The sequence below is a fragment of the Saccharicrinis sp. 156 genome (genome assembly GCF_050589685.1).
GTDB lineage: Bacteria > Bacteroidota > Bacteroidia > Bacteroidales > Marinilabiliaceae > Saccharicrinis.
The window spans coordinates 60,810-86,266 of the sequence record NZ_JBNGOS010000009.1 but is presented as its reverse complement, the minus strand read 5'-3'; the positions used below and the strand labels follow the sequence as shown (position 1 = coordinate 86,266).

The following is a 25,457-nucleotide window of genomic DNA, read 5'->3' as shown; positions in this document are numbered from 1 at the left end:
TTAATAATCCAATATCAGGTAATCTTCCTTTTTAAGGGTATTTACAAGACTATCGGGTACGCTTAAGTTACTTCTTGGGTGATCCAAAAGGAATTTTTGTGTCCAGATTAGTGGCATATACCCCGGTTCTCCTGTTAAAATATCACCTTGTTCTTTCATCCATCTCTTTAATTCAACAACCAGCTTTTGTTTAATAGCATCGTAGGATGCATTTTGAGCCAGATTATTTTGCTCAAAAGGATCTTTTTCAATATCGTACAACTCCTCATAAGGCATGTTCTTATGCTTATTTGCCCCAATGCTCAAAAAGGCATTGACATATGTATTATCCCCAAAATTCTGGTCGAGTACTTCAACAGAATTAAAATTGCGGATGTATTTATATTTTTTACTACGGATCATACGCGCAGGAAATACGGAAGCTGCCAAAATACCTTGATTGGTTTGTACACCATAAACATACTCGTGAATTTCAGCACTTTCATCTTTTAAAACAGGTAAAAAACTTTTTCCGTCAACATCTCGGATAGCCTTTCCTCCTGCCATTTCTATAAAGGTAGGCACCACATCGGTATAGTGAATTAAAGCACTGGTACGAGAACCGGCTTTTATCACTTTTGGCCAGCGGGCAACAAAGGGCACATTCAATCCACGGTCGTAAACGGTAAATTTCCCGGACACCCCATGATCAGCACTATAAATAAACAAGGTATTGTCATCTAACTCCTCATCCACATATTGAAGCACCTGCGCTAAATGAATATTATCTTCTTCCACACTACGGTAATAACCACTTATTCTCTTTAATACTGCAGGGTCTGTTTTCTTATCCTCATTAAAGGGATAGAACTGAATGCTATCTGCTGGTTTACTTGGCTCATCAAAATATTCGGCATGCGGATAGTACGAGGTGATGAACATACAAAATGGCTTCTTGCTGTTTTTAAAATAAGCCTGAATACTATCCAATGGAATATCTTTACGTGGTCCACGACCTTCGACTGAATGCCATTCCAAATCCCAATTGTACACCGATGCCGGTTGCACGTGACTTTTCCCAGCAAGGATCACTTCATAGCCCAAGTCCCCCAAATAAGTCGTAACTGATTTTATATCGGGCTTCGTTCTAAAATGATTGATAAAACAACCATTCTTTAAAGGATAATTGCCGGTATAAAGCTGCGAACGACTGGGTGCGCAAATGGACTGTGCCGTAAAGGCGTTTTCGAACACCATACCTTCACCAGCCAATCGGTCAACGGCAGGTGTCTTTATATAATCATTACCATAACATCCATAATCGTATATGTCCTGATCATCGGCCAGGTAAAAAATAATATTAGGTTTTGCTACTTTCTTAGCATTACCTACAAAGCATATGCCCATGAGTAGCGAGATTAATATCCAGCTGAACCTGTTTTGATATGTAATATGTTTCATTGTTCTTTATTATTATTTGATAGCATTTACTTGGATTGTATTGAACTAATTTCCCATATTCAATGGGGGATAAGCCACCGGTTCCCCTGAATTTCTCCATGTACCTGTAGGTGCACTCCTATTCATGAGCCATTCTCTAAGCTTATTATTCATTTTCAGGGCTAAATCAAAGGTCGTTTGGTCTGGATTTCCTGCCAATAGATTGGTCGTTTCACCAATATCATTACTGAGGTTATATAACTCATATGATCCATCCTCATAACTATAAAAAAGTTTATAATGTTGATTATTAGAATGTCTATAATGAATAACGGATTGAGGCCAATTCCGCACATCCATATAGCCCGGAAAATGCCAATAAAGCTCCGTTTTATTTTCAATTACTTCCATTTCACCTTTTAAAATACTCGCCACCGATTTTCCATCTATGTCATGTACACCAGGGTCCGGAAGTTCGGCTCCCACCATATCAGCCAATGTAGGATAAAGATCAATAGCATGAACCTCTTGAGTTGTATTAACAGAATTGGGGGCTATAGTACCCGGATATCTGAAAATCAACGGAACGCGAACTCCACCTTCAAAATAAGTCCCTTTTCTTAAACGTAATGGGGTATTATCAGTAGGTCCCATGAACCCACCATTATCTGAATAGAAAACGACTAAGGTATTGTCAGCAATTCCATCGGAGATATCTCCATCTCCATTCGGATCATCAAGTGCATTTAAGATGCGACCTACATTTTGATCTAGCAGTTCAACAAATGCAGCATAATCTGCCCTAAAGTGACGCGGATCTTTTGATTTTTTGGCTTTATACTTTGCTTCCAGATCAGGACGGGGAAGTATACTCACATGCACGGCGTGAAAAGGAACATAGGCAAAAAATGGCGTGTTTTGTTGTGTCCTTTCCTGAATATAATCTACTACTGCATCTCCTAAGGCATCGGTAAGGTGTTTTGGTGTTCCTTCCAATATCCAAGGATCGTTACCATTTTGTAAAGGTTCCAATACATTTTTTATATAGCTGGCATCATAGGGCTGAGCATAGGGTTTTAAACCTTCATGACTAAACATCCAGCCTTTAGTATCGTCTTTTTGCGCAAAAAACTCATTATTCACTTTTTTCCCATTTACGGTTGCTTTGGTTTCTTTTCTTAGCGCCAGATTGTGGTCAACACCCAGATAACTTTCAGCATGCTCTCCAGTTTTTATAGCATGTAATTTTCCGAAAAATGCAGTATGATAACCAACCGTTTTTACCGTTTCAAACATAGATACACATTCCTTTGTCAAATAGTTGGTTTGATTGTGAGGAATGATAGCTGTAGAAGCACGAAGGCCTTTGGAAGCGCGATGCAGGCTACCCACATTATACACCCCGTTTTGAGGCCCTGTGGCATATTGTCCAGTGAGGAGTGCGGCTCGGGTAGGTTGACAGTTTTGCTGCGTATAGGCGTAAGTAAATGACATCCCTTGCTTCGCCAGTCTATCTATATTTGGGGTTTCATAATACTTAGAGGCGTTGCCCAGGCTGGTGTTTGGAGAACTTAAGTCGGTCCAGCCTAAATCATCAGCCATAATCAGGATAACATTCGGTTGCCCCATCATTACGGTAGTGAAGCACACTAGTAGGATGAGGGATAAGAATATTGGGTTTTTCATGATAATTATTTTATTCGTTTTCAGAACTCAGTTCGGCCATTTCTATTTATAGTTAACAGCTTGATTTTGTTTCGCTTTTAGGGCATTTCGCATTTCTTCAAGCAACTTGTCATAAGTTGCTTCTGAAACAACATTCATGTTCTCTTCAGGGTCTAATTTAAGGTTGTACAACATCTCCTCTCCGTTTTCATACAACGAATAATTAAAGTCTTGAGAAACAATGGCATCTGCTACTTTGAACCGTGCATAAACGGCATCCCTAAAGTGCTGGTTGGGATCATCAAGAATGGATTTGAAACTTTCTCCCATGATGTAATCAGGCGCAGGCACATTTGCTAAATCACATAGCGTAGGATAGATATCAACACTCTCAACCAATGCTTGAGTGTGTTGACCTTGAGCCTTTCCTGGTACTTTCACGATTAAAGGTACTTGCAAGGCATTATGTAAGGTGTTGTGTTTTCCCCAAAACTCGTGCTCTCCCAAATGCCAACCGTGGTCTCCCCATATCACGACGATGGTATTCTCTTCCAAACCTAGATTTTCAAGTTCACTGAGCACCTCACCAACTAACTGATCCACATAGCTGACACAAGCATAATACCCATGACGCATCATTTTATGAAATTCGTCAGTGTTAGGCGTATATGTGCCAAAGGTGTACGTTCTAAATTCACCACTCCCTTTTAATGCATCTGGGGCATTTTCGGGACGATAACGGTTCTGAGCTATCTCAATAGCATCTCTTTTATACAAATCCCAGTATTTTTTTGGGGCATAAAAAGGCATGTGAGGCCGGAAAAACCCACATGCTAAAAAGAAAGGCTCTCCTGATACTTTAAAACGTTGCAAATCGCTGATGGTTTTTTTGGCTATTTTATAATCAGGATATACACTATCTTCCACTTCTGGTGCTTCGTATACACGACCGTTACCCGATTTTGTCAGCTCCTGAGTGGAAGCGGGATCAAAGCTTGCCCTATGAGAAACATCTGGCATCCACGGTTTTTGACTCCAACTTTTATCCTGAGCGTCTTTATTATAATGGAATATCTTCCCATTAGAAATACACGTATAACCTGCCTCTTTGAACACCCCTGGTAAAGTCTGCGCATTAGGAACATCCACTTCGGCTTTTGCCAAATAATCAACAAAACGTGTTTTTGTAGGTAAAATACCTGTGAGCAAACTGGCTCTTGAAGCTCCACAAACAGGGACATTACAATAGGCGCGGTTAAAAACAATGGCTTCTGCAGCCAATTGATCGATATTTGGCGACTTCACCTGTGGTGCCCCATAACAGCCCAGTTCGGGGCGTAAATCATCGATGGCAATAAACAATACGTTTGGTTTTGCGGATTGAGCTTCAACTCCATGCATAAAATATGTTGCAGATACTAACAAAACAGTTAAAACCACTTTTAAATTCCTGTTATTCATTTATTTATTAATTAAGGTTCTCAAACTATACATCGCGCAAAAGTAACAGCTTTTTAAGCGATTACTTATGGTCAATTTACTTATTTAAAGCTCTAAAATTCCAATGACCTCCTGCTACTTTAAAACTGACATAGTCCTCATCAGATTGATCGAATTTCAGATCGCTCACATTATTTTTTAACTTTCCTTTTTTCCAGATTATTTGATCATTTAAAACCACTTCTGAAATTTCTTTTCCATTTTTAGGGATAAAAACAGTAGCGGTAGTATGCTCTGGAGAAGTTAGTTCTAACGTATAAGTGCTTTTAGTTTTATTTACTTCTAACAAAATGTCACCTTTAACGCAAGGCACAATTTGTTTTATATGTGAAAGATGTGCCATATTAGGTTTTACTTCAAATTCCGACCAAGCCACATCTGTAGCTTTAATCCCGGCAATGTAGCGCGACAACACATAGTTGGGGGCATTCCATGCATGGTTGTAGGTTCCTCGAAGTTTTGGGTAATATTTTTCATATAAAGTGCTCAAATCTTCTTGATTAGCCTGTGATGCATAGCGTTGCTTCATTCGAAGCAAACCTTTATCGTATTGCCCTGTAAGCATAATAGCCTCTTCCGCTAACCATTCCATATGTGGACTCGCTTTTTGTATCGGAAGCAGCACACTATCTACCAATAGATCGTAATGCCTCTTATCTGCCAAACCACTAATTATAGCAAGTGAGCTGACACGCTCTTCTACCTGATTATTTTTCGATCCATAACGCTTACCCTGCCAGTATACTTTTTCAAAATTCTTCTTAATGCTATTAATGCGGCTATCATACCACGCCATATCCTTATTTTTATTTAATGCTGCTGCCATTTTTTGGGCTGCTTTAAGCGCCATATAATACAATACAACATTAGTTGGGGTTGGATCGGGATCTACGCCCCAATCAACCCAGTTAGCATAGCCCTTTCGATGCTTAGGCAAACCATCGGTTTTCATTTCCCAAAGCTTTAGGTAATTTAAAACCGCGGGGTAAGCATTTTCTAAGGTAGCTGTGTCGCCTGAATTATAGTAATACTGCCATATCCCCTGATCGATATATTGTAGACTTTGTCCCGTCAGCTCACTGCTCTTACCACGATAGGCTCCAAAACCAGGTGCTAAGCCCTGAATAGTATCACCATTACGGTAAGCTATCGTATTGTCAATACCTTTTTTCAACAACAAACGTCCCGGTTCATCAAGGGTATAAAACACCGCACCAGTCTGATCGGCCACATCACCAATCCACAATCCTCGCTCACGGTCGGGGCAATCCATATAGTTATCGCGAGCACAAACATACAGGGTATTACGCGCCATCCACCACAAGCGGGTATAAAAGTCATCACTACACACAAAAGTACCTGGCATATCACCCACACCCGTCCAGCGATATTTCAGTTCCTGAACCTCTACTCCTGATGGTATGGCATATTCAACATAGTGACCATTAAACCAGGTATAACCTTCAAAAGCTTGCACACCATCTTTAGTTGTATAGATTGATTGTAACAGATTAAATCCATTATCGGTATCCATTACAATTGTTTTCCCGCCGGAGCTTCTCACTTTCAAATACGGCGTTATTTGTTGATTAAAGGAAAGTTTGGCACTAATTACAACGCTTGTATCTGTATTATTCTTAAAAGGTAACTTTACAGCTATTTTTTCTTCCCCAGCTTGTATACTTAATGCCTGATAGTCGACCAGTCCACGGTCATTCCATTGAGGGATGCAACGCTCCACCATAGCACCCCAAGGTAGACTATTTGCTGTCCCTTTTTCGGTCGGCACATCCCAGTTATTATCATCAAATTCGGATGTGTACCATGCATTTTCAGTCCAATCCCCCATTGCTTTTCGGGCATCATACTTCACATTGTAAGCATTGACGCGGTTTGCAGAATTTCCGCCACCTCCACCTTTCGGGTCATAAGCAGAATGCACTTTCATTTTCCACGAGGCATTGCTGTTCAGGTCAGAAGTCCAATCAGCTTCTACATATAAGCCTCCCTGTCCACTATCATCGTGGGGCTTGCGTGTACGCCCCCAGTACCACACTAAAATAGCCACCGTATTTTCCCCTTCTTTCAAGTAAGGTCCAAAATCAACAGGATCGTAATAAATGGTATTAGGACCGGCACCACGGCAAAGCCCACCTTCGAATAAAACCATCTCACCGTTTATCCACAACCAATATTTGGTATCTACCGATAGATGTGTGATGGCCTCAGATGGTACTTCATCAAGACTTACCGTCTTTCTAAAAGCGACCCATGTATTGGCCGGTCCAGCTTCTTCCTGCCAAATCCATTGGGCCTTGCCCCAATCTTTAGTACTGGCTGCACCAGATAACTTCGCAAAGGGTAAAAGCATAAAAATTATCAGTACAACTATAGAGTTTTTCTTAAATATGTTTCTCATTATATGATTATCTAACTTGCTGGCTTTCTATTTTACTTTTTTAATTCGATAGGGTCTAATAACCACCGGACCTAACAAACCAGAAGATTGTAATTCATCGTCCTTGTTCCAATGTTTAAAAGCGGCAAAAGTTAATCGCGCCGTTAAACGCTGTTCAGGATTTTGAAGCCACTCAGGCCATTGTTTTACTTTGGGACCTTGGCGTTTTATGTCGGAAGGATTCTGCTCATCACCAATTAATCGGTTAGTCCAACGATTGGTTACTTTAACTTCCAGACTATTAACTCCTTCATGTACATACCCATCCAAATTAATTCTAAAAGGCGATTTCCAAAGAATTCCCAGATTTTTACCATTCACAAGCACTTCGGCAATTATTTGTACACTGCCTAGGTCGAGTTCCAACGAAGTTTTGGAATTAAGAAGCTCTTTGCTGAGCATAAACTCCTTTCGATAACTTGTGGTGCCAGAGAAGTGTCGAATCCTATTATCTTCATATAAGGACCATGATTTTAGTTCGGAAAAAGTTGTATTTATTGGTCCATCTTTCTTAGATGGGATATAAACATTCCAGGATCCTGTTAACTCCAAGACATCGGGAACCGACTTTACATTAACGCTTTTTGATTTCCCGGAAGTGGTTTTATAGCTCATTTTTCCAGCAGTTGGTGTAACCCAGCTTTTAGTAGCTTTAATATATGAAATGGTTGATTTTGGACTTTCCTGCGATAGTTTCAGTGTTCTGCCTTGTTCTACATATTTTTCAAATACCTGGCCATGGCTTGAGTAAGTAATATGCAGTTGATTATTTTCGTTTTCAATAGTTTTACCATTTAGTAAATTTTCATCCACATAAATATCCACTTTACCAGATTTTACTATTGTAGAAACAGACTCCGTAATATCAATCGAATGGACATCCGCAGGTAAACCATATACGCCCCCTGCAAACTTCCCGAAAATGGCTTTTTTAATTTCTAATTGACCTTCGGCTTCTATTTTCAGCATTTCTTTTTCCATGACTTCTACATGGTAGGTTTTGCCGTCTAAACAATATTCTACTCTAAGTTCTTTATGGTAACCGGGTGCCGGGTCACCATTGCACAGCGAGCGATTTGCTTCAATTATTAGTTTATCCTTTTTTACCTTTTTCTGCAATACCTCTGTAACATCCACTAATCCTTGAGGTAAAAACGTTCCGTATTCTGCTTTGATTATTTTTAAATCAGGTAGCGGAATAACTTTGGTTTTATGGAGTTGAACATGGGATTCTACGATGTGTTCCTTTTTAAATGCTGGTTCCCTAAAAATGACAAAAACAGCTTCCTCTGCCTCAAGCTTAATGGGAACACTAGTTGTGCCATCTCCATTATCTTTCCAAACAACGGCCTTTGTAACTTCGCCGGTCTCCGCATTCCACAGCTCCGGTTGTAATCCGCTTATTCTGAATTTGCAGTTTACTTTACGTCGCTCTTTAATTGAGTTGGCTACAAAATAAATATCGGCATTTAGGGCTTTTCGGTGTATAAAAGCAATGCCTTTGCCCTTACCATTCTCCACTTTAAAATCCGGGGGAAGTTTTCCGTTTTTAAGCTTATCAATGATGGATTCATTTTTTATAAGTGTAGCACCCCAAAGGCGATTAGCCAATTCTGCAACCTGCTGGTCGCACTTTGGATAGCTTTTTAGACTTGGTGACTTTTGAGGCTTTGCACCCAATATAATACCTCCTGCTTTTACCAATTTTTCAATTATTTTTAATGTCACGGGAGTTAGCCATTCACTTTCTGGAAATACCAGTATTTGATATTTATCCCCGTTTGTGGTATAAATCAATCCATCTTTTACAGATAAAGTGCCCAACTTATTTGAACCAATTAAATCATAATCATAGCCCATGGCCTTAATCTCAGGAAATAGCAAAGCATTATTGGGCGAAGCTTCTCCGGTAAAAACCAACACATCGGCAACAGTCGAACCTTGTTGAAGAAGGAACTGAGAGCGAGCAATGTAATCCAAAAATGCTTTCCCTTGATTCCACCATGTGTTATGCCGGTTAAAGTCGATACCAAATGGCCCCAGTGTTAAACCCGGAGGCACATGCCAGGGTTGATGCACATAACTATGAAAAATAAAACGATTGATGCCCTGTGCCCATGCCAAATCGCCAATGGACTTTAACATAGCCGGGTGCTGCTGCCAGCCTCCCATCCCGGTAAAAGCTTCGGAACCAACAATCGAATTTCCATTGAGTTTGGCAATGGAAGCCACAAACTTTGGTGAATCGAAAAAAGCCAGGTTACCACTCCAAAACTCACACATTACCATATCTCCTGTTGCTCCCACCTGCATGTTATCGAAAGGCCCCCAATAGGGTTCTACAAAAAACCGCAAGTTGTTTTTGTGACACAAATCGCTGAAGTGACCGTAATAATTTTCGGATATCAAATCACCTATCGTCCTTCTGAAATCCCACAGAAAGCGTTCGCTAACCTCTAAACTTTCAACATAGTAACCCGCTAAAGTTGGCAAATAAGAAAAGCAGTCATACGATCGAAGTCGTTTAAACTCCTCCTCAAACCCTGCAGTCCAATTGCTTGTTCCTACTTCGTAACTATCTATTAAGCAACCCTTAACAACTGTACCAATGAGCGTATCTAATTTTTCAATGATAGGGCTGATGCCTCCCCTCCAAAAAACATCAACTGCCTTACTGCTCATTTTGTCGCATTCCAAGCCCTTACCACCATACGAAGCAAAGCGGTTTTTTGTACCTATAGCTGTATGCCCTACACGTAGTACGACCCATTCTCCTTCAGGAGCTTGCCAATGAAGTTTTCCATCTTCATCAAGCTTTGAAGTTAAGTCAACGATATCGGATTTACGTACAATTGCTGTAACTGGGATCTTATTGTCATTGGGAGATAAATGATTCCGAATCTTTCCTTCAAGAATTTTTATGTCCAGATCTTTTATACGCTCATTGCTCAGGGGATTTGGGAAAGCCAGTACTGCAATATCTTTGTAATAGTTTAATATGACCTTGGGTTTAGGCAGTTGTACTTCAATTTTTCTGCCACCGCTAACTATCAGTTCGCTATAAACCAACTTCTGCATGGCATATTTGGGAGTAATCCAGGGTCCACCGCTAGATGACCACCCTGGTCCATTATGAAAGGTAAGCTCAAGTCCTAAGCGCTGTGCCTCGGTGGATGCAAATTTTAAAAGCTCCAACCACGCATCACTTAAATATGCCGCGGAACCTTTGGGCTCTCCCAAACTTACGTTAAAAATTTGCGCTTCCTGTATGCCAACCTCTTTCATAGCTTCCAGATCGGCAGTGATTCCTTCACGAGTTACATTGCCATTTATCCAGTGCCACCAGGTACACGATTTGGCCGATGCAGGTGGATTTTTAAACCCATCCTTAAGAAACCCATCGGCTTTTGTTGTCTGAAATACAACAATAAGAGTCAACAAAAGTAGGTGGCCTATTGAAAAAACCTGTTTCATTTTAGATACTTTTTTACTGCGGTATTAACTCTATAAGTTTAACACTATGCGGACCTAAATCTACTTTAAGGGTAAGACTCCCATCCTCAGCTTTTCCCACAATAGAATCGTTAATGGTTTGTGGTAGTTTTGCCAATTCAGTATACTTTGATTTATTAGCATTAAATATGTCTTCCCAACCAGTGTTGAAATAATCATCAGGCCGGTTTCCATAAATACGGGCACTACTACCCGTTTTATTAGATACCCCTGCAACTTTTACATCCTTATAAAGCTCGTGCATAAATATACCGTGATCCTTATCTACCGTCCACTCATTCATTTCCCAGTGGGTTGTGCTGCCTATCTGCGTGCCTTCTATTTTTGGATAAATAGATTTTTTTGCTGTACTGGTTCTGGTGGTATTGTGATTATAAATCAATAAATAAATTTTCCCGTCTTTAATAGCAGGTATGGTACCCACATGCCCACTCATATTATGTGTAGCTGCGAGCCTATTCCCATTTACCATCTTTAAAAACATGGATGTAACGTTTCTTCGTCCGGTGGCTAAAGCATCCGTAGATTCCTGTCCCCAATCATAGATCTCCGTTATTTTATACTTATAAGCCATATCGGCAATGGTTGCATACCAACTTGCACCCAATTCTGTTGCATCACTTAGGCTAAGTCCTCTATTTCCATATTCATCTCTGAGTATTCCAAACTCCTGAATATCGAAAGGAATATCTGCAAACTGAGCGTAACTATTCAGTTTAGTTCTGTAAGGTTCCACTGTTTCGGGAAAATTTATGGTATTCTGGTCAATCTTCTCATAATAAGAAAGGCAGAAAAAGCTCATTCGTGTACCTATTTCTCCAGTAGCGTAGTTTGTTCCGTTGGCACAGTGGTCAATAATCTCTGTACGCCATTCAGCTGCACCTTCAGTAAGCAGGTTTCCCGGACCAATTATCGCATCAGGAATCACTTTCAACACCTCATCAACTGTAATATCGTAATGTTTAAAAAACTCTTCCTTGGTTCCATTCCAATGTTCCGGTACATAATTTGGCTCTGTTGCCACTCTAAAACGCCAGGTTTTAACTTCATCATATGTAAATTCGTCGATTAACACATTTAAAAAGGCATTGATGTATTGTCTCCAAACGATGTAATCATCGGGAGGATTGGTATTACCATACTTATTTTCTTCCCTCACAGCATTCATTTCCCATGGCACATTATCTAATACAATTCTAGGCTTAAACCCTGTTTGCATAAAACCCTGCATACTGGATATTAAACCACTAAAATCAGTAATGATATTACCATTGGTATCAACTCCTTTGTAAAAATTGTTTAAGCCATCCGTTCTGCCACCCAACACCCTTACCAGGTTGTAACTTTTTACATAGGTCTTGATGGACTCTAAGCCACCAGTAAAGTTGGAGCTCGTAAAGCGAGTTTGATTAACCATTGGCCGGGTTGACCAAAAGTTATACATTTCTCCAACTACACTTTCTGTATTAATGTTTACAATTTTGTTCGGATCAATTTGTTCCTTGTCGCTCGTATCCGGTGTTTCCGGCAATTTAAAATTATCATCACCTGAATCTTTAGAACATGATAAAAACATGGATAAAAAAACGATTACAGGCAGAACCCTGAATATTTGTCTTGAGCAATTATTTGTAGGAAGTATTGTAATCCTTTTCCCCGGCAACAAGTCCTTCTGTACATTTTCCATACTTTTAAATTTGATTGATTAATAGGTTTGAAAACCAACTTAAAAAAGCAATGTAGACCTTGAAAGGCAAAATAAATTGAAAGAATCTATCAACTTCATGAATAATTTCTCCACAGACGAACTAATCTCGCAAAATGGAACATATGTTCATACTAAAAACCTATCGTAGCACTCAAATTTATTTAACCTGGATTATGTATTGGAGGTTCGTCATGAGCATTGCAAGTACAATAAAACAAGGCATTACTGAAACGAGGCATAACTTGTTCCGATTACTTTCGGGAGCATCGTTCTGGTGATTTGAAGTGATGCAACGAAGTGCCTTGTTTTAAAGTAATTTCTATGTGTAATAGAATTTCTAAGGCATATTGCGGGTTTAACGTTAATACTTTTCTCTTCCTTTTTAAGTTCTACCTGTATTCCTTCGTAACAGAAAGTAGCATGTGTTATTTTAGGTAAAATTACTTTTCCTTTAATGCTATTCTTTCCTTTTCTCTTTAACTCAAAGGAAATTTTTCTATCTCTGTAAGGCATTTTTCCCACTATAAAATCCAGATCACAAAGAGATGGATCCAATGTTACGCATCTGAATCCTTTTACACTAGAAACAATGCCGGCTATCAGAATATAATTAAGCGATACCAACAAATCTTGGTTCATTATCATTTTGGAACAAAAAGAAGATATTTTGAAGTGTTTTTGAGAAATAATTTTTAGGCTATACCCTTTATTTGTTCAAGTTTTAAAATTTTAAATATTTAAATATTATCATGCTAATTACCAAAAAGCGAAATGTCCTGAATTTTATTATTTGTTCTTTGTTTGTGTTGAGTTCATGTAATCAACCCAATCGAACACCTCAAAGTGTAAAACAGCAAACAGAAAGTTTACATAAAAGAGTTGCTGCTATTCCTGCACCACAGATTCCTGTTTATCATAACACCAAAGTGTATAATGAATATTTTACCGAGAAAATGGAGCTATTTGTAGATAGCATAATAAAGCTGATGACTATTCCTGAAAAGTTAAAAATGGTTCAGGGAGATATTGAACGCAAAGCACCTCCTACAAGAGGATCGGCAGCAGTAGATCGTTTAGGCATTAAGCCGGCTATATTTTACAATGGACCGCGTGGATTTCAAATGAGTGGAAGAAGCACCTTATTTCCTACCGGAGTCGCTCAGGCAGCCAGTTTTCGTCCTGAACTCATCGAACAAACAGGTGGAGCCATCGCCAAAGAATTAATGGCGCGAAACTTTCATGTACTGGAAGCCCCTTCAATGAATATTATCCGCGACCCCTTATGTGGTAGAAACTTCGAATATTTCACTGAAGATCCTTGTTTAAATGCACAGATGACAGTGGCTTTTGTTCATGGTGGTCAAAGAGCAGGAGCCATTACCAGTGCTAAGCATTTTGTGGGTAATAATAAGGAGCAAAACCGAGGACAACTAAATGCAGTTATTGATGAAAGAAGTTTGCACGAAATATATTTTCCTGGTTTTAAGGCTGCTTGTGAGGCTGGCGTATTAAGTATAATGACTGGCGCCAATCGCGTTAATGGCCCTCATGCTTCGGGAAATCCACATATTATTGATGTCTTAAAAAGAGAGTGGAATTGGCCAGGATTTTTATATACCGACTGGAATGGAGTGCAATCTACCCTACCCGCTTTTAATGCCGGTTTAGATTTATCTATGCCTGGTAAACCTAAAGGTCCATGGGCTATTGAAAAACTGACTAAGGAGTGGGAGAATGGAAATATTGACCTGCTTGCCTTAGATGATAAGGTGAGGAGACTTTTACGTTCCGTATATTTTGCCGGGCGAATTAAAGGAAGTCCGAAACCAAATAAACAAGCTGTAGATTATAAGGCTCACCACAAATTGGCCTACGATGTGGCCTTAGCCAGTATGGTTTTGGTAAAAAATGAAGATAATGTATTGCCTATAAAGTCAGAACTTAAGCAAATTGCAGTAATTGGCCCTATGGCAACCAAAAAATTCTCGCAAGAAAGCGGTGGCAGTTCAGGTGTAGCTGGAGTAATGTATGATGTTTCACCACTGGAGGGACTGGAAGCCAAGTTTGGTAACAAAATAACTCACGTTCCTTTTGACATCTCCAAGCTGTATCAGCCGGTTGGTACTCCCGAAGTATACCATCTGAATAAAGATGGCGAGAAGGTACAGGGTTTTAGAGCCACTTATTCGGGTAAATCACCTGATACCAATGAAAACGTGAGCTTTAGTGTTACCGATAAAAAAATTGATTTTAACTGGGAGATGGCCTCTCCCTACCGTAATAAACTAGCTCCCGATGGGTGGAAAGCAAGCTGGAATGGTGTTTTAAGGCCAACACAAACGGGTAATCATGTATTTAGAATAAAAGGGACGCAAATTGTTCGTCTGTTTATAAATGGTAAATTAGCATCTAATAAACACCGTATTCAACGACAACGCGAAACAAACATTCATCTGGAAGCCGGAAAAGAGTATCAGATAGAACTTCAGTTTTCAAAGAAAAGAGGTGATGGGTCGATTCAATTATTTTGGATAAAGCCTGATGCAGAAGACAAATTAAACGCTATTCTGAATAACTCTGTAGAAGTAGCTAAAGAAGCTGATATGGTAGTTGTGTTAGCTGGTTTAGATCACAATACTGAGTCGGAAGGATTAGACAGGTTATCGATGGGCTTACCCGATTATCAAAATTCACTCATCAGCAAGGTGCTGGAGGTAAATAAAAATACTGCCGTAATAGTTTATGGTGGAACACCTATGGAGATGACTTCATGGTTTGATCAAGCATCGGCCTTAATATTGCCGTTTTATGCCGGTATAGAAAATGGCAATGCATTAGCCAGCCTATTAGCAGGTGATGCTGATTTTGGCGGTCGAATGCCAATAACCTTTCCTAAAAAATATGAAGATTCCCCTGCCTTCCCAGCAAGACAAATAGCGAATAAAAATGATACGATAGATCATAACGAAGGAATTTTTGTAGGTTACAGATGGTACGACAAATATGAAATTGAGCCATTAATTCCATTTGGTCATGGATTAAGTTACTCCACATTTAACTATAGTAAACCAACTGTAGTTAAAAATGGAGAAAGTGTAAAGGTTCAAATAGAAATTGAAAACACTGGTAACAGAGAAGGTATCGAAGTGGTTCAAGTATATGTGGCCGATATGGAATGCTCTGTACCACGACCAGTAAGAGAATTAAAAAAGTTTAAAAGTATACAGTTAAAATCAGGTGAAAAACATACCTTAAGCTTTGTGTTAAACACAGCTGATTTCTCATTCTGGCATCCTGAAAAAAGAGAATGGACTTTAGAAGCAGGTGAATTTGAGATTCAATTAGGTAGTTCATCCAGAAATATCAGAGAAACTGTAGCAGTGAATTTATAGTTTTTTTTAAAGTTTAGTTTGTACCGATAGCTTGTGGTTAATAGGTAGTAAATTACAATTCTTAAAATGTAAACAACTAATTGCTTAAAAATAAGGTTCACTAAAGGAGCCCTAAATCAATCCTAAATATCATCCGATGATATAGGGCTTCCCGGCATTTTCACCGGATGAATTGTTTAAGGGTATTTTATTGTTAGGTTGCGGGTTAAATTACAACTTGGCTATAGTTTAAAATAGCGTTTTATTTTGTATCTTTAAAAAAAATGTCATGGATACAGATAAGATAAAAGAAGCTCTACTGAAACTTACTGTTGAAGAGCGCAAGACTCTCTTGCAGGAAATCGAAGAGGAGTCAGATTTGCATATTCCAGTGTTAGAAAACAGCAGACAGAAATTAGATGATAAAATCAGTAGTTGTCCCCATTGCTCTAGCAAAAAGTATCGCAAACATGGTAAGGACAAGGGTAGCCAGCGTTATTATTGCAATGCGTGTAAGCGGACATTTACTGAATATACTGGCACTTGGTTGTCTGGCATACACAAAAAAGAACTTGTTTCAGAGTATCTAGAATTGATGGAGCAAGAACTAAGCCTTGATAAGATAAAGAAAAGAATGGGCATTAATAAAAAGACTGCTTTCGATTGGCGTCACAAAATCTTGTCAAGTTTGGCAAAAACTGGTTCAGGAACCTTTGCCGGTATTACAGAAAGTGACGACACCTTCTTTCTTGAATCATCAAAGGGGAGAAAGCCAGAAGGGCGCAAACCAAGAAAGCGAGGGGGTGCCGCCAAGAAAAGAGGGATAAGCAACGAACAGGTGGCAGTTATTGTTACGGCAGACAGGAACTCTGAAATAGACATGACAGTGGCCCGGCTAGGAAGGATAAAAAAGGTTGATATCGCAAATGCCATTGGCCATAAAATCTCTGATGATACAATTTTGTACCAACAGTCATGTTAGCTATAAGGGATTTGCCATTGATAATAACATAGAACACCACGCAATAAGAGCAAACCTGAAGCAGCATGTAAAGCAAAAGGTCTATCACGTACAGCACGTAAACTCCATTGATAGCAGATTGAAAAAGTGGATAGAGTATCAATTTTGTGGTGTTTCGACAAAATATTTACAGATGTATGTCAATTGGTTTAAAACGAAAGAAAGGCTAAAAAGGTCGAAGGAGTTCATGAAGGACTTTGTGACAATGTCCCTGGAGGATATTGCTGCGAAGGAACGGTTTATGAAAATAAATCAAACCTATCAACAATTAATAGATAATGCAACGCATAATTAAACTACAGCCTTATTCTTTAATGATATTAACTGTGCGTATAACTACCCGTTTGATACTTTCCAACATACCAGCAGGAGAAAAACGCTGCCCATTTTCATAAAAAAAATAGGTAGCAAATTGGAGCGAATACCCAATGGAGCAGGTTCATTATTTACAAACCAATCCACCATTTAACATTGATTAATCAACTATAGGTTCATACCTTAGACATACTATGGTTTATTGATTTGAGGTCGCATATCATAGCTCGTAAGATTCAGAAAATTTTCATCTCAGATTAATTGAATTATTGATTTCTGATTTTTCAATCTGATATCACCAAATTATCAAAGAGATTAGTATTATAAGAGCTTCCTAATAATACATAGCCCGATCGACTTTCGTGGTTCACCTTTGTCATGAGTTCTCCATCGACAAAGGCTTGAATCTCTTTATCTTTAAACTGAAGTTTGATATTGTGCCAACTCCCTCCATCAAAATGAGTAATGCTTCCTTCAGCAAGCATTTTCTTATCAAAAACAAGTTTCCAGCCCCCACTTTTTTCGAGCATAAAGCGATAACCTTTCAAATAACTGCCCTGAACCCTGCCACCGAGCTCAACATCGCCACCTTCAATAAAAACATCCACACTACAAGTAAAATCCTTCCAGTTTACATCTCCAACCAAAGTATTAGGCTTAACGTTGGAACGTCGGTAAACGCGCATCCAGTCGTAACCTTGTTCCGGGTTTATTTGTTTTAAACAGTTTGTTCCGTCTTCTCTTTTGGCAATTTCGAAACTACCTGTTTGATCCGAATGATATTTTGGCAAATCGCCTGCTTCCCTATTCTCATAGTCCTCTTTATAGGGGAATGGAAAAGCTGTTTCCTCAGGTATTTCATATTGCCCTTTTTGCTGACCTGTAGTAGTTGTCAGTGAGTAAATACATTTAGGATCAAGTTCAATGGTAAACACTCCATTGTTTGGACTAATGCTGTTCTGCTGAACAAATTGCTCATTTACATCGGATTTCCATACATGCACTATTTTATCTGATAGGCCTTTGCTAATATTTACCTCCATTTTTTCAGCATCTTCTGTACAGATAATCATACTCCAGTTATTACTTTGCTTTTCTTTAAGCGTGACACAGCTGCCTTTGTAAGTAGAAGTATCAAAAAGTCCGCATCCTCCATCTAAATATTGCCAGCTATGCGGATCGGCAAATTGAGTAGTATGCGCCGTAGCCCAAATGGTTGGCCATACCTCATAATAACCGCTCCATGGACTGTTCGCCTTCATAGCTCCGGCTTTATCCCAGGTAACCGATTTATAAATTGAACCGATAGGCGCCCATATCAAGGTTTTAGTGATTTTGTCACGTATGTAGAACTTATTGTACAAACGAGCCAGATTCAATGCGCCTGCACCTCCCCAGTCTTTTCCTGTCCAGCTCCAATCTTCACTGGCCCAAAGGGGTTTGCCCGATGCTTTTGCCTTTTCAGTCGTTGGACGTCCACGACCATCGACCATATCTTCGGTAAACTCGCGCCCGGTAACATAATGGTATCCAACGGCCTCTATCACTTTATCAAATGCAGGATCACCATCAAATTCTTCAAAAATTTGCCAATCGCCACTGTTATCATCCGGACCTTGAATCTTTACATTTTCATAACCACGAGCATCCAACATGGGGCGTACTTCATTCACCAACCAATCCCTATCGGTATAGTTCTCATTTTCGGCTGCCGCCACCCAATCCATATCCAAATCCCAATTGCGCTTTGCTACATCCATAAATGTCACAAAGTATTCTGCCGACTCTTTGGTGTAAATATTCTCTTTTAGATAGCCCGGGAAACTCCATGGGAGGTATTCCAAAATCATATCCTGATTTCTGTTCTTGGCTTCTTTCATAAACCAAAACTCGTATCCCCTGGATACGGGATTCTTTAACTCTTCACGCGTAATGGCATGCGAGGGTTCTGAGCCACAGGTTGAGTTTTCGCCTCCACCCATTTCTACTTTGAGATGCTGAAAGGCTGCTCCAAATTTAGGTTTAAACAGCAAGTCAAGAATCTGACTGCGAACGGGGTCTTGGTAGTCGTATAATAAATCCGTTGAAGCACCAGCACTTACTCCTCCAATGCCTTCAAATGTTCTACCCTCATCATTGGCACTTAAAGTGATTTTAACTACGCCATCCTTTTGTTCAAATACAGGTGGTTCAAATGCTTTTTCTGGATTCTCAATTTCACCCATCTGAAACCAGGCCGGTTCGCTATGTTTAACCCCTCTATTGTTACCCCATACAGAAACTCTCCAATAAACTTTCTGTCCCGGTTTCAAAGGTTCGCCCAAGTAATGATAGGGGCCAGTTTCTGATTTACTGGTTGGTCCCGTATCCCAAATATCGGGATATTTAAGCTTTTCAATACTTGTGGCCATCATAATTCGGAAACCACCTTGCTCGGGGCTTTTATCATCGCCAACAAAAGTCCAGCTAAAGCCAGGCCTTGCCTTTGTTATCCCTATTGGATTTGTTCTAGATTCACATTTTAAATCTTTCACTTCAATAGCCTGGACAACAGAACACAGGCTCAAAAATAAAAATACAATCAATCTCATATCAAATTACTCTTAGTTAGACACTTAATTCATTCTACTTCGACTACATTAAAGACCTCGATTTCCTCAGGTCCTAAAAAGACTTTTCTTCATATTTCCAGACGTTTTCCGGTCACAAAAATCAGCTATTTCGTTTGCAAGAAGAAGGGAGTAAGACACACTCAAGCACCTCATTCCTTTAACATTTCATTCAATCAGCCTATAAAGCTATTCCTGTATTACTTTTTCAAAAAGCATTAGTTGTACAGGACCACATAATCCTGCTGGTATAAGCTTAGATTTTTTATTGTAAAAATTGGTAATCGTAAATGTGGAGCGTTGGTTAATAGGGGCTGGCTCATTGTTCAAAAACCAATCAGGCATCATATCTGCTTTACGGTCGAATCCTGTTTCGTTTGGAAACTGCTCGTCACCAATCAAACGGTTAGTCCATTGATTGGTCACTTCTATCTTAATCGTGTTTTTACCTCTTTTTAGCGCATCAGTTACATCTACCCGATAAGGTGCCATCCATATTACACCTAGGTCCTTACCATTGATGAAAACCTTAGCTGCAATATTTACCTCACCCAAATCTAAGGCGACTCTTTGATTATCTGCCAACATCTTTCTATCCATAAGGAATTCATTTTCATAAATGGCAGTGCCCGAAAAGTATTTCACCACATCAGCCGAGTGAGTCGTCCAATCAATGAGTTGGAGAAAGTCATAACTTTTTTGTTCCGATTTCACCTCAGGAAATGTCACCACCCAAGCATTCTTAAGCTCTACAGGCACTGTATTTACAAGGGATTCCTTTTGAATCTTGAGATCGTTGGTCAAAGTAAAGCAAGTGGCATCGAGTGGCTTTGATGATGCAGAAGGGACTCCTTTTGCCGAAGTTCTAAACACCACAAAAACGGACTCCTGAGATTCCAAATCAACCCATACCTTGGTCTGCCCATTAGTTTGTGCAAATTGAGCTGATTTCACTACTTCACCTGTCATAGGATTCCATAACTCGGGTAGCTTTCCATCCACTCTAAAGGTGCATTCAAAACGCTGTGCAGCAGAATCAGGATTAAAGAAAAAATAAAGGTCTTGTTTATCCTCCATACTACGGTGTGCAAATGATATGTCCATTCTTCCTTTAACTGTAAAATCAGAAATTATTTGTTCTGCCTTCATCATCTCGTCCCACACAAATCCATCATACACATTATCTTGTTGGCGCAAGTTGACTATGCATTGCTCAAAAGCAGCACTATCAGACGACGAATTAAGATAGCCCGCCACCCACTCAGGCATTTCTCCAATAATAGGCACTCCTGCTTGGGCTATTTCGTCAATACGTTTTAAGGTTTTTAACGAAAGTTTTTTAGAATTTTTCAGCACCAAGGCTTTATACTGTGTCCCTTCGGGCAGAACCAAAGCCTTATCTTTTATACGAATACGGTTAAGCAATACATCTGCATTTACACAGTCGAAGTTGCTCCCTGCAGGCAAAACAGGTTCAAAATCCTTACGTAGGAAAACAGAATTAGGCGAACCATCGCCAATAAACACTAAAAAATCTGCTACGGGTTGACCTTGGCGCAGTAAATACTGACCACGCATAATGTACTTGAACCAAGCTGCACCGGCATTATCCCACCAAGTTTGTACCCTGTCGAAATTAAAGCCCCACCGCCCCATCGTCATACCTGGACTTACATTAGGATTGGCCTGATGTGCAAAACGGTGAAACATAAACTCATTGACACCAAATGTCCACGCCAAATCTCCCGACACTTTTGCCCTGCCTGGGTGACCCTTCCAATTGATTTGAGGATTGGAAGTAAAGGACTCCGCTGAAGTCACATTTTTGCCATAAATATGTGATGCCGACACAGCTGATTGTACCATCGTCATTTCACGATCCATCCAAAATTCACCCATATTAATATCTGCCTTTGCCCCTACATCGAGATCATTTACTGGGCCAAACCCATAAGGTTCTATGTAGCTTTTGATACCGTCGGCGGTACACAGTTCAGCAAAATATCCGAAGTAATTATCAGTCATCAACTGGCAGTTAAGCTGGCGCACGTCCCACAAAACAGCTTCTGACGCTTTGGCACTTTCTACAAAACGTCCAGCATACAAGGGTAAGAAATCAATAATATTATAATTGTATTTTTCATTGAAGATCGATACGTATTCCTTGGTCCAGTTCTGACCTCCCATTTCGTAACTATCTATCTCTAGGTATTGCATCGCATTGGGAGCTATATCCCGGGTATTATCTATCACTTTCTTTGAAAAAGCATCGTAATGAACCTTGAAAGCCTCACGGTTAAACTTATCACACTCTAAACCACGACCAGAATCAGAAGCTGGGTTATTAAACGCGCCAGTAGACGTATAGCCAAACCGCAGTATAGTCCAATTACCTTTGGGCAAAGAAGCTTTCAAAGTGCCATCATCCTGCAATTTATCACTAAGATTAATCATTTGATCTTTAGTAATAATCATATCCGCAGCAGGCTCCCCAATTGGCGTCATCGCATGATCCTCAGTACGCCCCATACTGATGCGCCCCATAACATTATGTAGGCACTGGGTAGATAGCAATTTGGCTTCGTGAAGTGACATAGTTTGATTAAAAGTAACCCTAAAGTACTTTGCACTTATAGGTTCAAAACTATCGTTAATTGACCACTCGCGCTTTCCTGTTCGTACAGTAAATAATTCCCGCACATCAGTAAAATCAACACCATTATCAGAAACTTGCAATGTTGCAATCGGATCGCGTTGATTACAAACGATAAAGACTGAACGTATTTTCTTCATGTCTGAGTAGGCATATTGAATCCAAGGCAATGATTTTCCTTGCTTTTTAAGAACAGTACGATCATCCAAACGATTATTCATTAAAACTAAAGGCTCAAGGTTTGCATCCGAAGAGGTAATAATAGGTTTATTCTGAACATCGTCCATTTCAGAGGGCAAGGCGGGATATGCTACGACAGCTATATCACGGTAATAATCTTCGCGAGTAGTGGGCTGTGGCAAGCGCATCGCAATATCGCCACCTGTGGTTTGTACTTCACTACACACCACCATTTTCATGCTCTGCTCGGGAGTAATCCAAGGGCCACCACTCGATGACCATCCATCGCAGTTGTGCACCCCAAAGCTTAAACCTAAACGCTCACATTCCTGAGCTGCATGACTTAACATTTCATGATGTTGTGGCGAATTATACTTAATCCTTCCATCAGGAATTTTTTGATCTATATTAAATAGTAAAACACCACCAATCCCAACTCGTTCCATCGCTTCAAGATCTTTAGTGAGACCCTCTTTGCTCATATTGCCATCCATAGCATGCATCCATGTTCTGGGTTTTACAGAGGCAGGTGGTTTTTTAAAGTTTTGTTCTAAGTTGTCTTGGAGTGACTGTCCAAAAGAAACATTGAAACACAATAACAGTGCAAAGCTAAGTGCAGTATAAAATTTCATATTAATACCTTTTATATTACGCATCTATTCTTTATTCCCTACTACAAAAATCGATTTCACAGGAGGAAGTATAATTTCCACTTTGGTATAAACTTTTGTATTGATAATAACTTCTTCTCTCGTTGTTTCTTCTATAATTTGCCCATTGTGCGGATTCCATTTTTCTGATTGCAACTTGCCACGTAGCAGCACAGTTGTTGAAATAGTTTCATCGCTCGAATTTGTAAATAAATAGATATGCTTCCCTTCTTTTATTTTATGGATATAATTTAGCTTTCCTAGATCCGTCTTTAATTCTGGATTGTCAGCAAAAATAACATCAGGATAGGGTTGATATTCCTTTAAAACACGCCCTATTTTTTCCTTATCTGCTCGACGAATAAAAATAGAACGTCCACCCTGTGCATTGCTATTGCTTTGCTCAGCATACTTCTCCTGTTTAGTCGGATCTACTCCAAAAATAGCCCTTACTAGTGCTATAACTTCAGCATCTTTACCAAGTTCTATTGCCTTGTACGGCAACTGAGTAGTCGCTACAATAGCTCCTCGGTCATCATAAAAAGTCTTTAGTTTTTGAAGTGTTTTTAAGGAGATGACATTACTCCCTGTTAACATCATAACACTGTATTCCTGAAAGTTATCCGAATTATTCAACTTTACTTTACCATTAGCAACACTGTAATTATCTTCTATAAAAAACTCAGGATGTACAAAGGTGAAATCGCGACGAATATCATTCGTCAGCCAACCACTGATAGTCTGATAATCTGTTTCAGGAGATACATAAAAACCTTGTCTTATATTATCTGGATTATCGAAACAGAACCAACCTGCCAATCCTTCAAATGGATACATTACGCCAATTTCACTTACCCGGCGCCCTCCTCTAAGCAGCATACTACTTCGTCCCACATAATTTGAATAAGCAGGTAATGCATCTGCTAATTTCTGGCTGTATGGAGACACTAATGGCGAAATGTAAACTTTTTTAGGATTGTACCACATGCCATGAGGGATAACCATATTTACCCCACGAGCAAATAAATCCATCATAGCCCTATACATCATCAAAGAATCGAAAGAATGTTCCTTATAAGCACCATAAATCTCAGTAGCCACCATAGGGCGATCGTAATAGTCGGCAGCAGAGCTAATCAATTTATGCCCATCTTGTCCAAATTGATATCGAATAATGGCATCGGTTAGCGGAATTTGAGTATAGCGGTAAAACTTAAAAATATCCGCATTCATATCAATGGGTGTCGGGTCGTAATTACCCGGAGGATGTCCAGTACTATTCAGTCCATTAGCCTCGTTCCACTGCCCCACCAATTTAGGAAATCCTTCGGCCAGTAATTCAGCACGTGTATTAAAAAAAGCATTTCGAATAGCTTCTGTATCTGATCCAATGTTATACCACAAAGCAGGATAATACGGGCGTGGATCAAAACCGTTTAATTCTTCAAACTTTTCATTGAAACGCCCCGTCCAATTGCGTGGATGCCTCCAAAAACCAACATCATCGAAAAAAGTAGTTTTTATGGTGTTTCCAAAATACTGCCCAAAGCGCTCTTTGTACTTTTCGTAGGTTTCATTGATCATATGACGCACTGCCACAGTATCCATAAAATCCATACACAAGTATTTTTTATGGAAAGAATCTTTCATCAAAGGAAACAGCATTATGCTCCAATTACCACTCGGAACTTGCCATTCTATAATTCCATTTTTAACAAACGAACTGATTTCTATGCGTTCTTTAGTTTCTATGTTGGTAGCTACTGCGGCCATCAACTGAATACCGGGAACGCTATCCACAAAAAATACAGGCCCAATCAACTCATGTTCAATTTTATCTAAACGTTTCATGGTGTGGTCAGGATATTTTTCTTGCATTTTTCCACCAGCCATTCCACTTGGAAAATCATTATCGTCGTAGAGTATGATTTCCATATCTAATTCCTCCGCTATGTCAATCATATCCTGATAACGTTCAAAGTATTTATCCGAAAGGAATTTTGGAGAAGTACCTGGGCGAGTAGAACTCTTTTCGGCCAAGGGTAACAAACTGACGCCTGAAAACCCAGCATCCTTTGCATCTTTCATCTGCTTGCGGATACCTTCCGTGGTTAAATCTCCATTAATATGCCAAAAAGGCATGGGTTTAAATTCACCGGGAGGATTCTTAAAGTTTTTCTCCATCGATGACTTGCAACTATATACAGATATCGATAATAGTACAAGAAAAGTGATCTTATTAAAAAGTATATTTTTCATCTTTTTAAAATTTTTGTTTTAAGAAAATGTGCCAAAATTTTCTGCACATTCAGGAACTCGCATTATCTTTTTTTAATCATCCACCTGTGTGTACTTTATGAATAATACAGTTAATGGTCGTTTCATTGTTCAAATA

General features: G+C 39.5%; 11 protein-coding genes and 1 pseudogene. 2 read left to right on the top strand and 10 right to left on the bottom strand.

The genetic code is table 11. From position 1 onward, the window contains the following. The 7 genes from ACRD64_RS07240 to ACRD64_RS07210 all read right to left on the bottom strand — a co-directional run bounded on the left by ACRD64_RS07240 (window position 1) and on the right by ACRD64_RS07210 (window position 12,902). Window positions 1-1,440, bottom strand: coding sequence for a sulfatase family protein (locus tag ACRD64_RS07240; RefSeq protein WP_430932608.1), 1,440 nt, complete (start codon window positions 1,438-1,440; stop codon window positions 1-3). A gap of 45 nt (window positions 1,441-1,485) precedes the next feature. Next, window positions 1,486-3,105, bottom strand: a complete 1,620-nt coding sequence (locus tag ACRD64_RS07235) for a sulfatase (protein WP_430932607.1) — start codon at window positions 3,103-3,105, stop codon at window positions 1,486-1,488. A gap of 42 nt (window positions 3,106-3,147) precedes the next feature. Beyond that, window positions 3,148-4,545 carry a sulfatase gene (locus tag ACRD64_RS07230; protein ID WP_430932605.1) on the bottom strand — a complete coding sequence of 466 codons (1,398 nt, stop codon included), beginning with the start codon at window positions 4,543-4,545 and terminating at the stop codon, window positions 3,148-3,150. 76 nt (window positions 4,546-4,621) lie between these two features. Continuing rightward, window positions 4,622-7,003, bottom strand: a complete 2,382-nt coding sequence (locus tag ACRD64_RS07225) for an alpha-L-rhamnosidase C-terminal domain-containing protein (protein ID WP_430932604.1) — start codon at window positions 7,001-7,003, stop codon at window positions 4,622-4,624. Between the two features lie 27 nt (window positions 7,004-7,030). Continuing rightward, window positions 7,031-10,516, bottom strand: coding sequence for a glycosyl hydrolase (locus ACRD64_RS07220; protein ID WP_430932603.1), 3,486 nt, complete (start codon window positions 10,514-10,516; stop codon window positions 7,031-7,033). A 13-nt stretch (window positions 10,517-10,529) separates the two neighbouring features. Next, complete coding sequence (locus tag ACRD64_RS07215) at window positions 10,530-12,242, bottom strand: GH39 family glycosyl hydrolase (protein ID WP_430932602.1); 1,713 nt, start codon at window positions 12,240-12,242, stop codon at window positions 10,530-10,532. A 243-nt stretch (window positions 12,243-12,485) separates the two neighbouring features. Then, complete coding sequence (locus ACRD64_RS07210; protein WP_430932601.1) at window positions 12,486-12,902, bottom strand: hypothetical protein; 417 nt, start codon at window positions 12,900-12,902, stop codon at window positions 12,486-12,488. A 110-nt stretch (window positions 12,903-13,012) separates the two neighbouring features. Here ACRD64_RS07210 and ACRD64_RS07205 point away from each other — a divergent pair, with 110 nt between their 5' ends. Both ACRD64_RS07205 and ACRD64_RS07200 read left to right on the top strand, forming a co-directional pair. Then, the gene (locus ACRD64_RS07205; protein WP_430932600.1) at window positions 13,013-15,655 is read left to right on the top strand and encodes a beta-glucosidase H; all 2,643 of its coding nucleotides are present in this window, start codon (window positions 13,013-13,015) and stop codon (window positions 15,653-15,655) included. A 268-nt stretch (window positions 15,656-15,923) separates the two neighbouring features. Further along, window positions 15,924-16,950, top strand: a pseudogene (locus tag ACRD64_RS07200) (IS1595 family transposase). Window positions 16,951-17,254: 304 nt separating this feature from the next. On the opposite strand, the gene ACRD64_RS07195 reads toward ACRD64_RS07200, so the two are convergent. The 3 genes from ACRD64_RS07195 to ACRD64_RS07185 form a co-directional block, all read right to left on the bottom strand. Further along, window positions 17,255-19,561: a hypothetical protein gene (locus tag ACRD64_RS07195; protein ID WP_430932599.1), complete on the bottom strand. Its 2,307-nt coding sequence runs from the start codon at window positions 19,559-19,561 to the stop codon at window positions 17,255-17,257. Between the two features lie 207 nt (window positions 19,562-19,768). Continuing rightward, window positions 19,769-23,044 carry a glycosyl hydrolase gene (locus tag ACRD64_RS07190; protein WP_430932598.1) on the bottom strand — a complete coding sequence of 1,092 codons (3,276 nt, stop codon included), beginning with the start codon at window positions 23,042-23,044 and terminating at the stop codon, window positions 19,769-19,771. 24 nt (window positions 23,045-23,068) lie between these two features. Then, the gene (locus ACRD64_RS07185; RefSeq protein ID WP_430932597.1) at window positions 23,069-25,321 is read right to left on the bottom strand and encodes a glycosyl hydrolase; all 2,253 of its coding nucleotides are present in this window, start codon (window positions 25,319-25,321) and stop codon (window positions 23,069-23,071) included. Window positions 25,322-25,457: the final 136 nt, after the last annotated feature.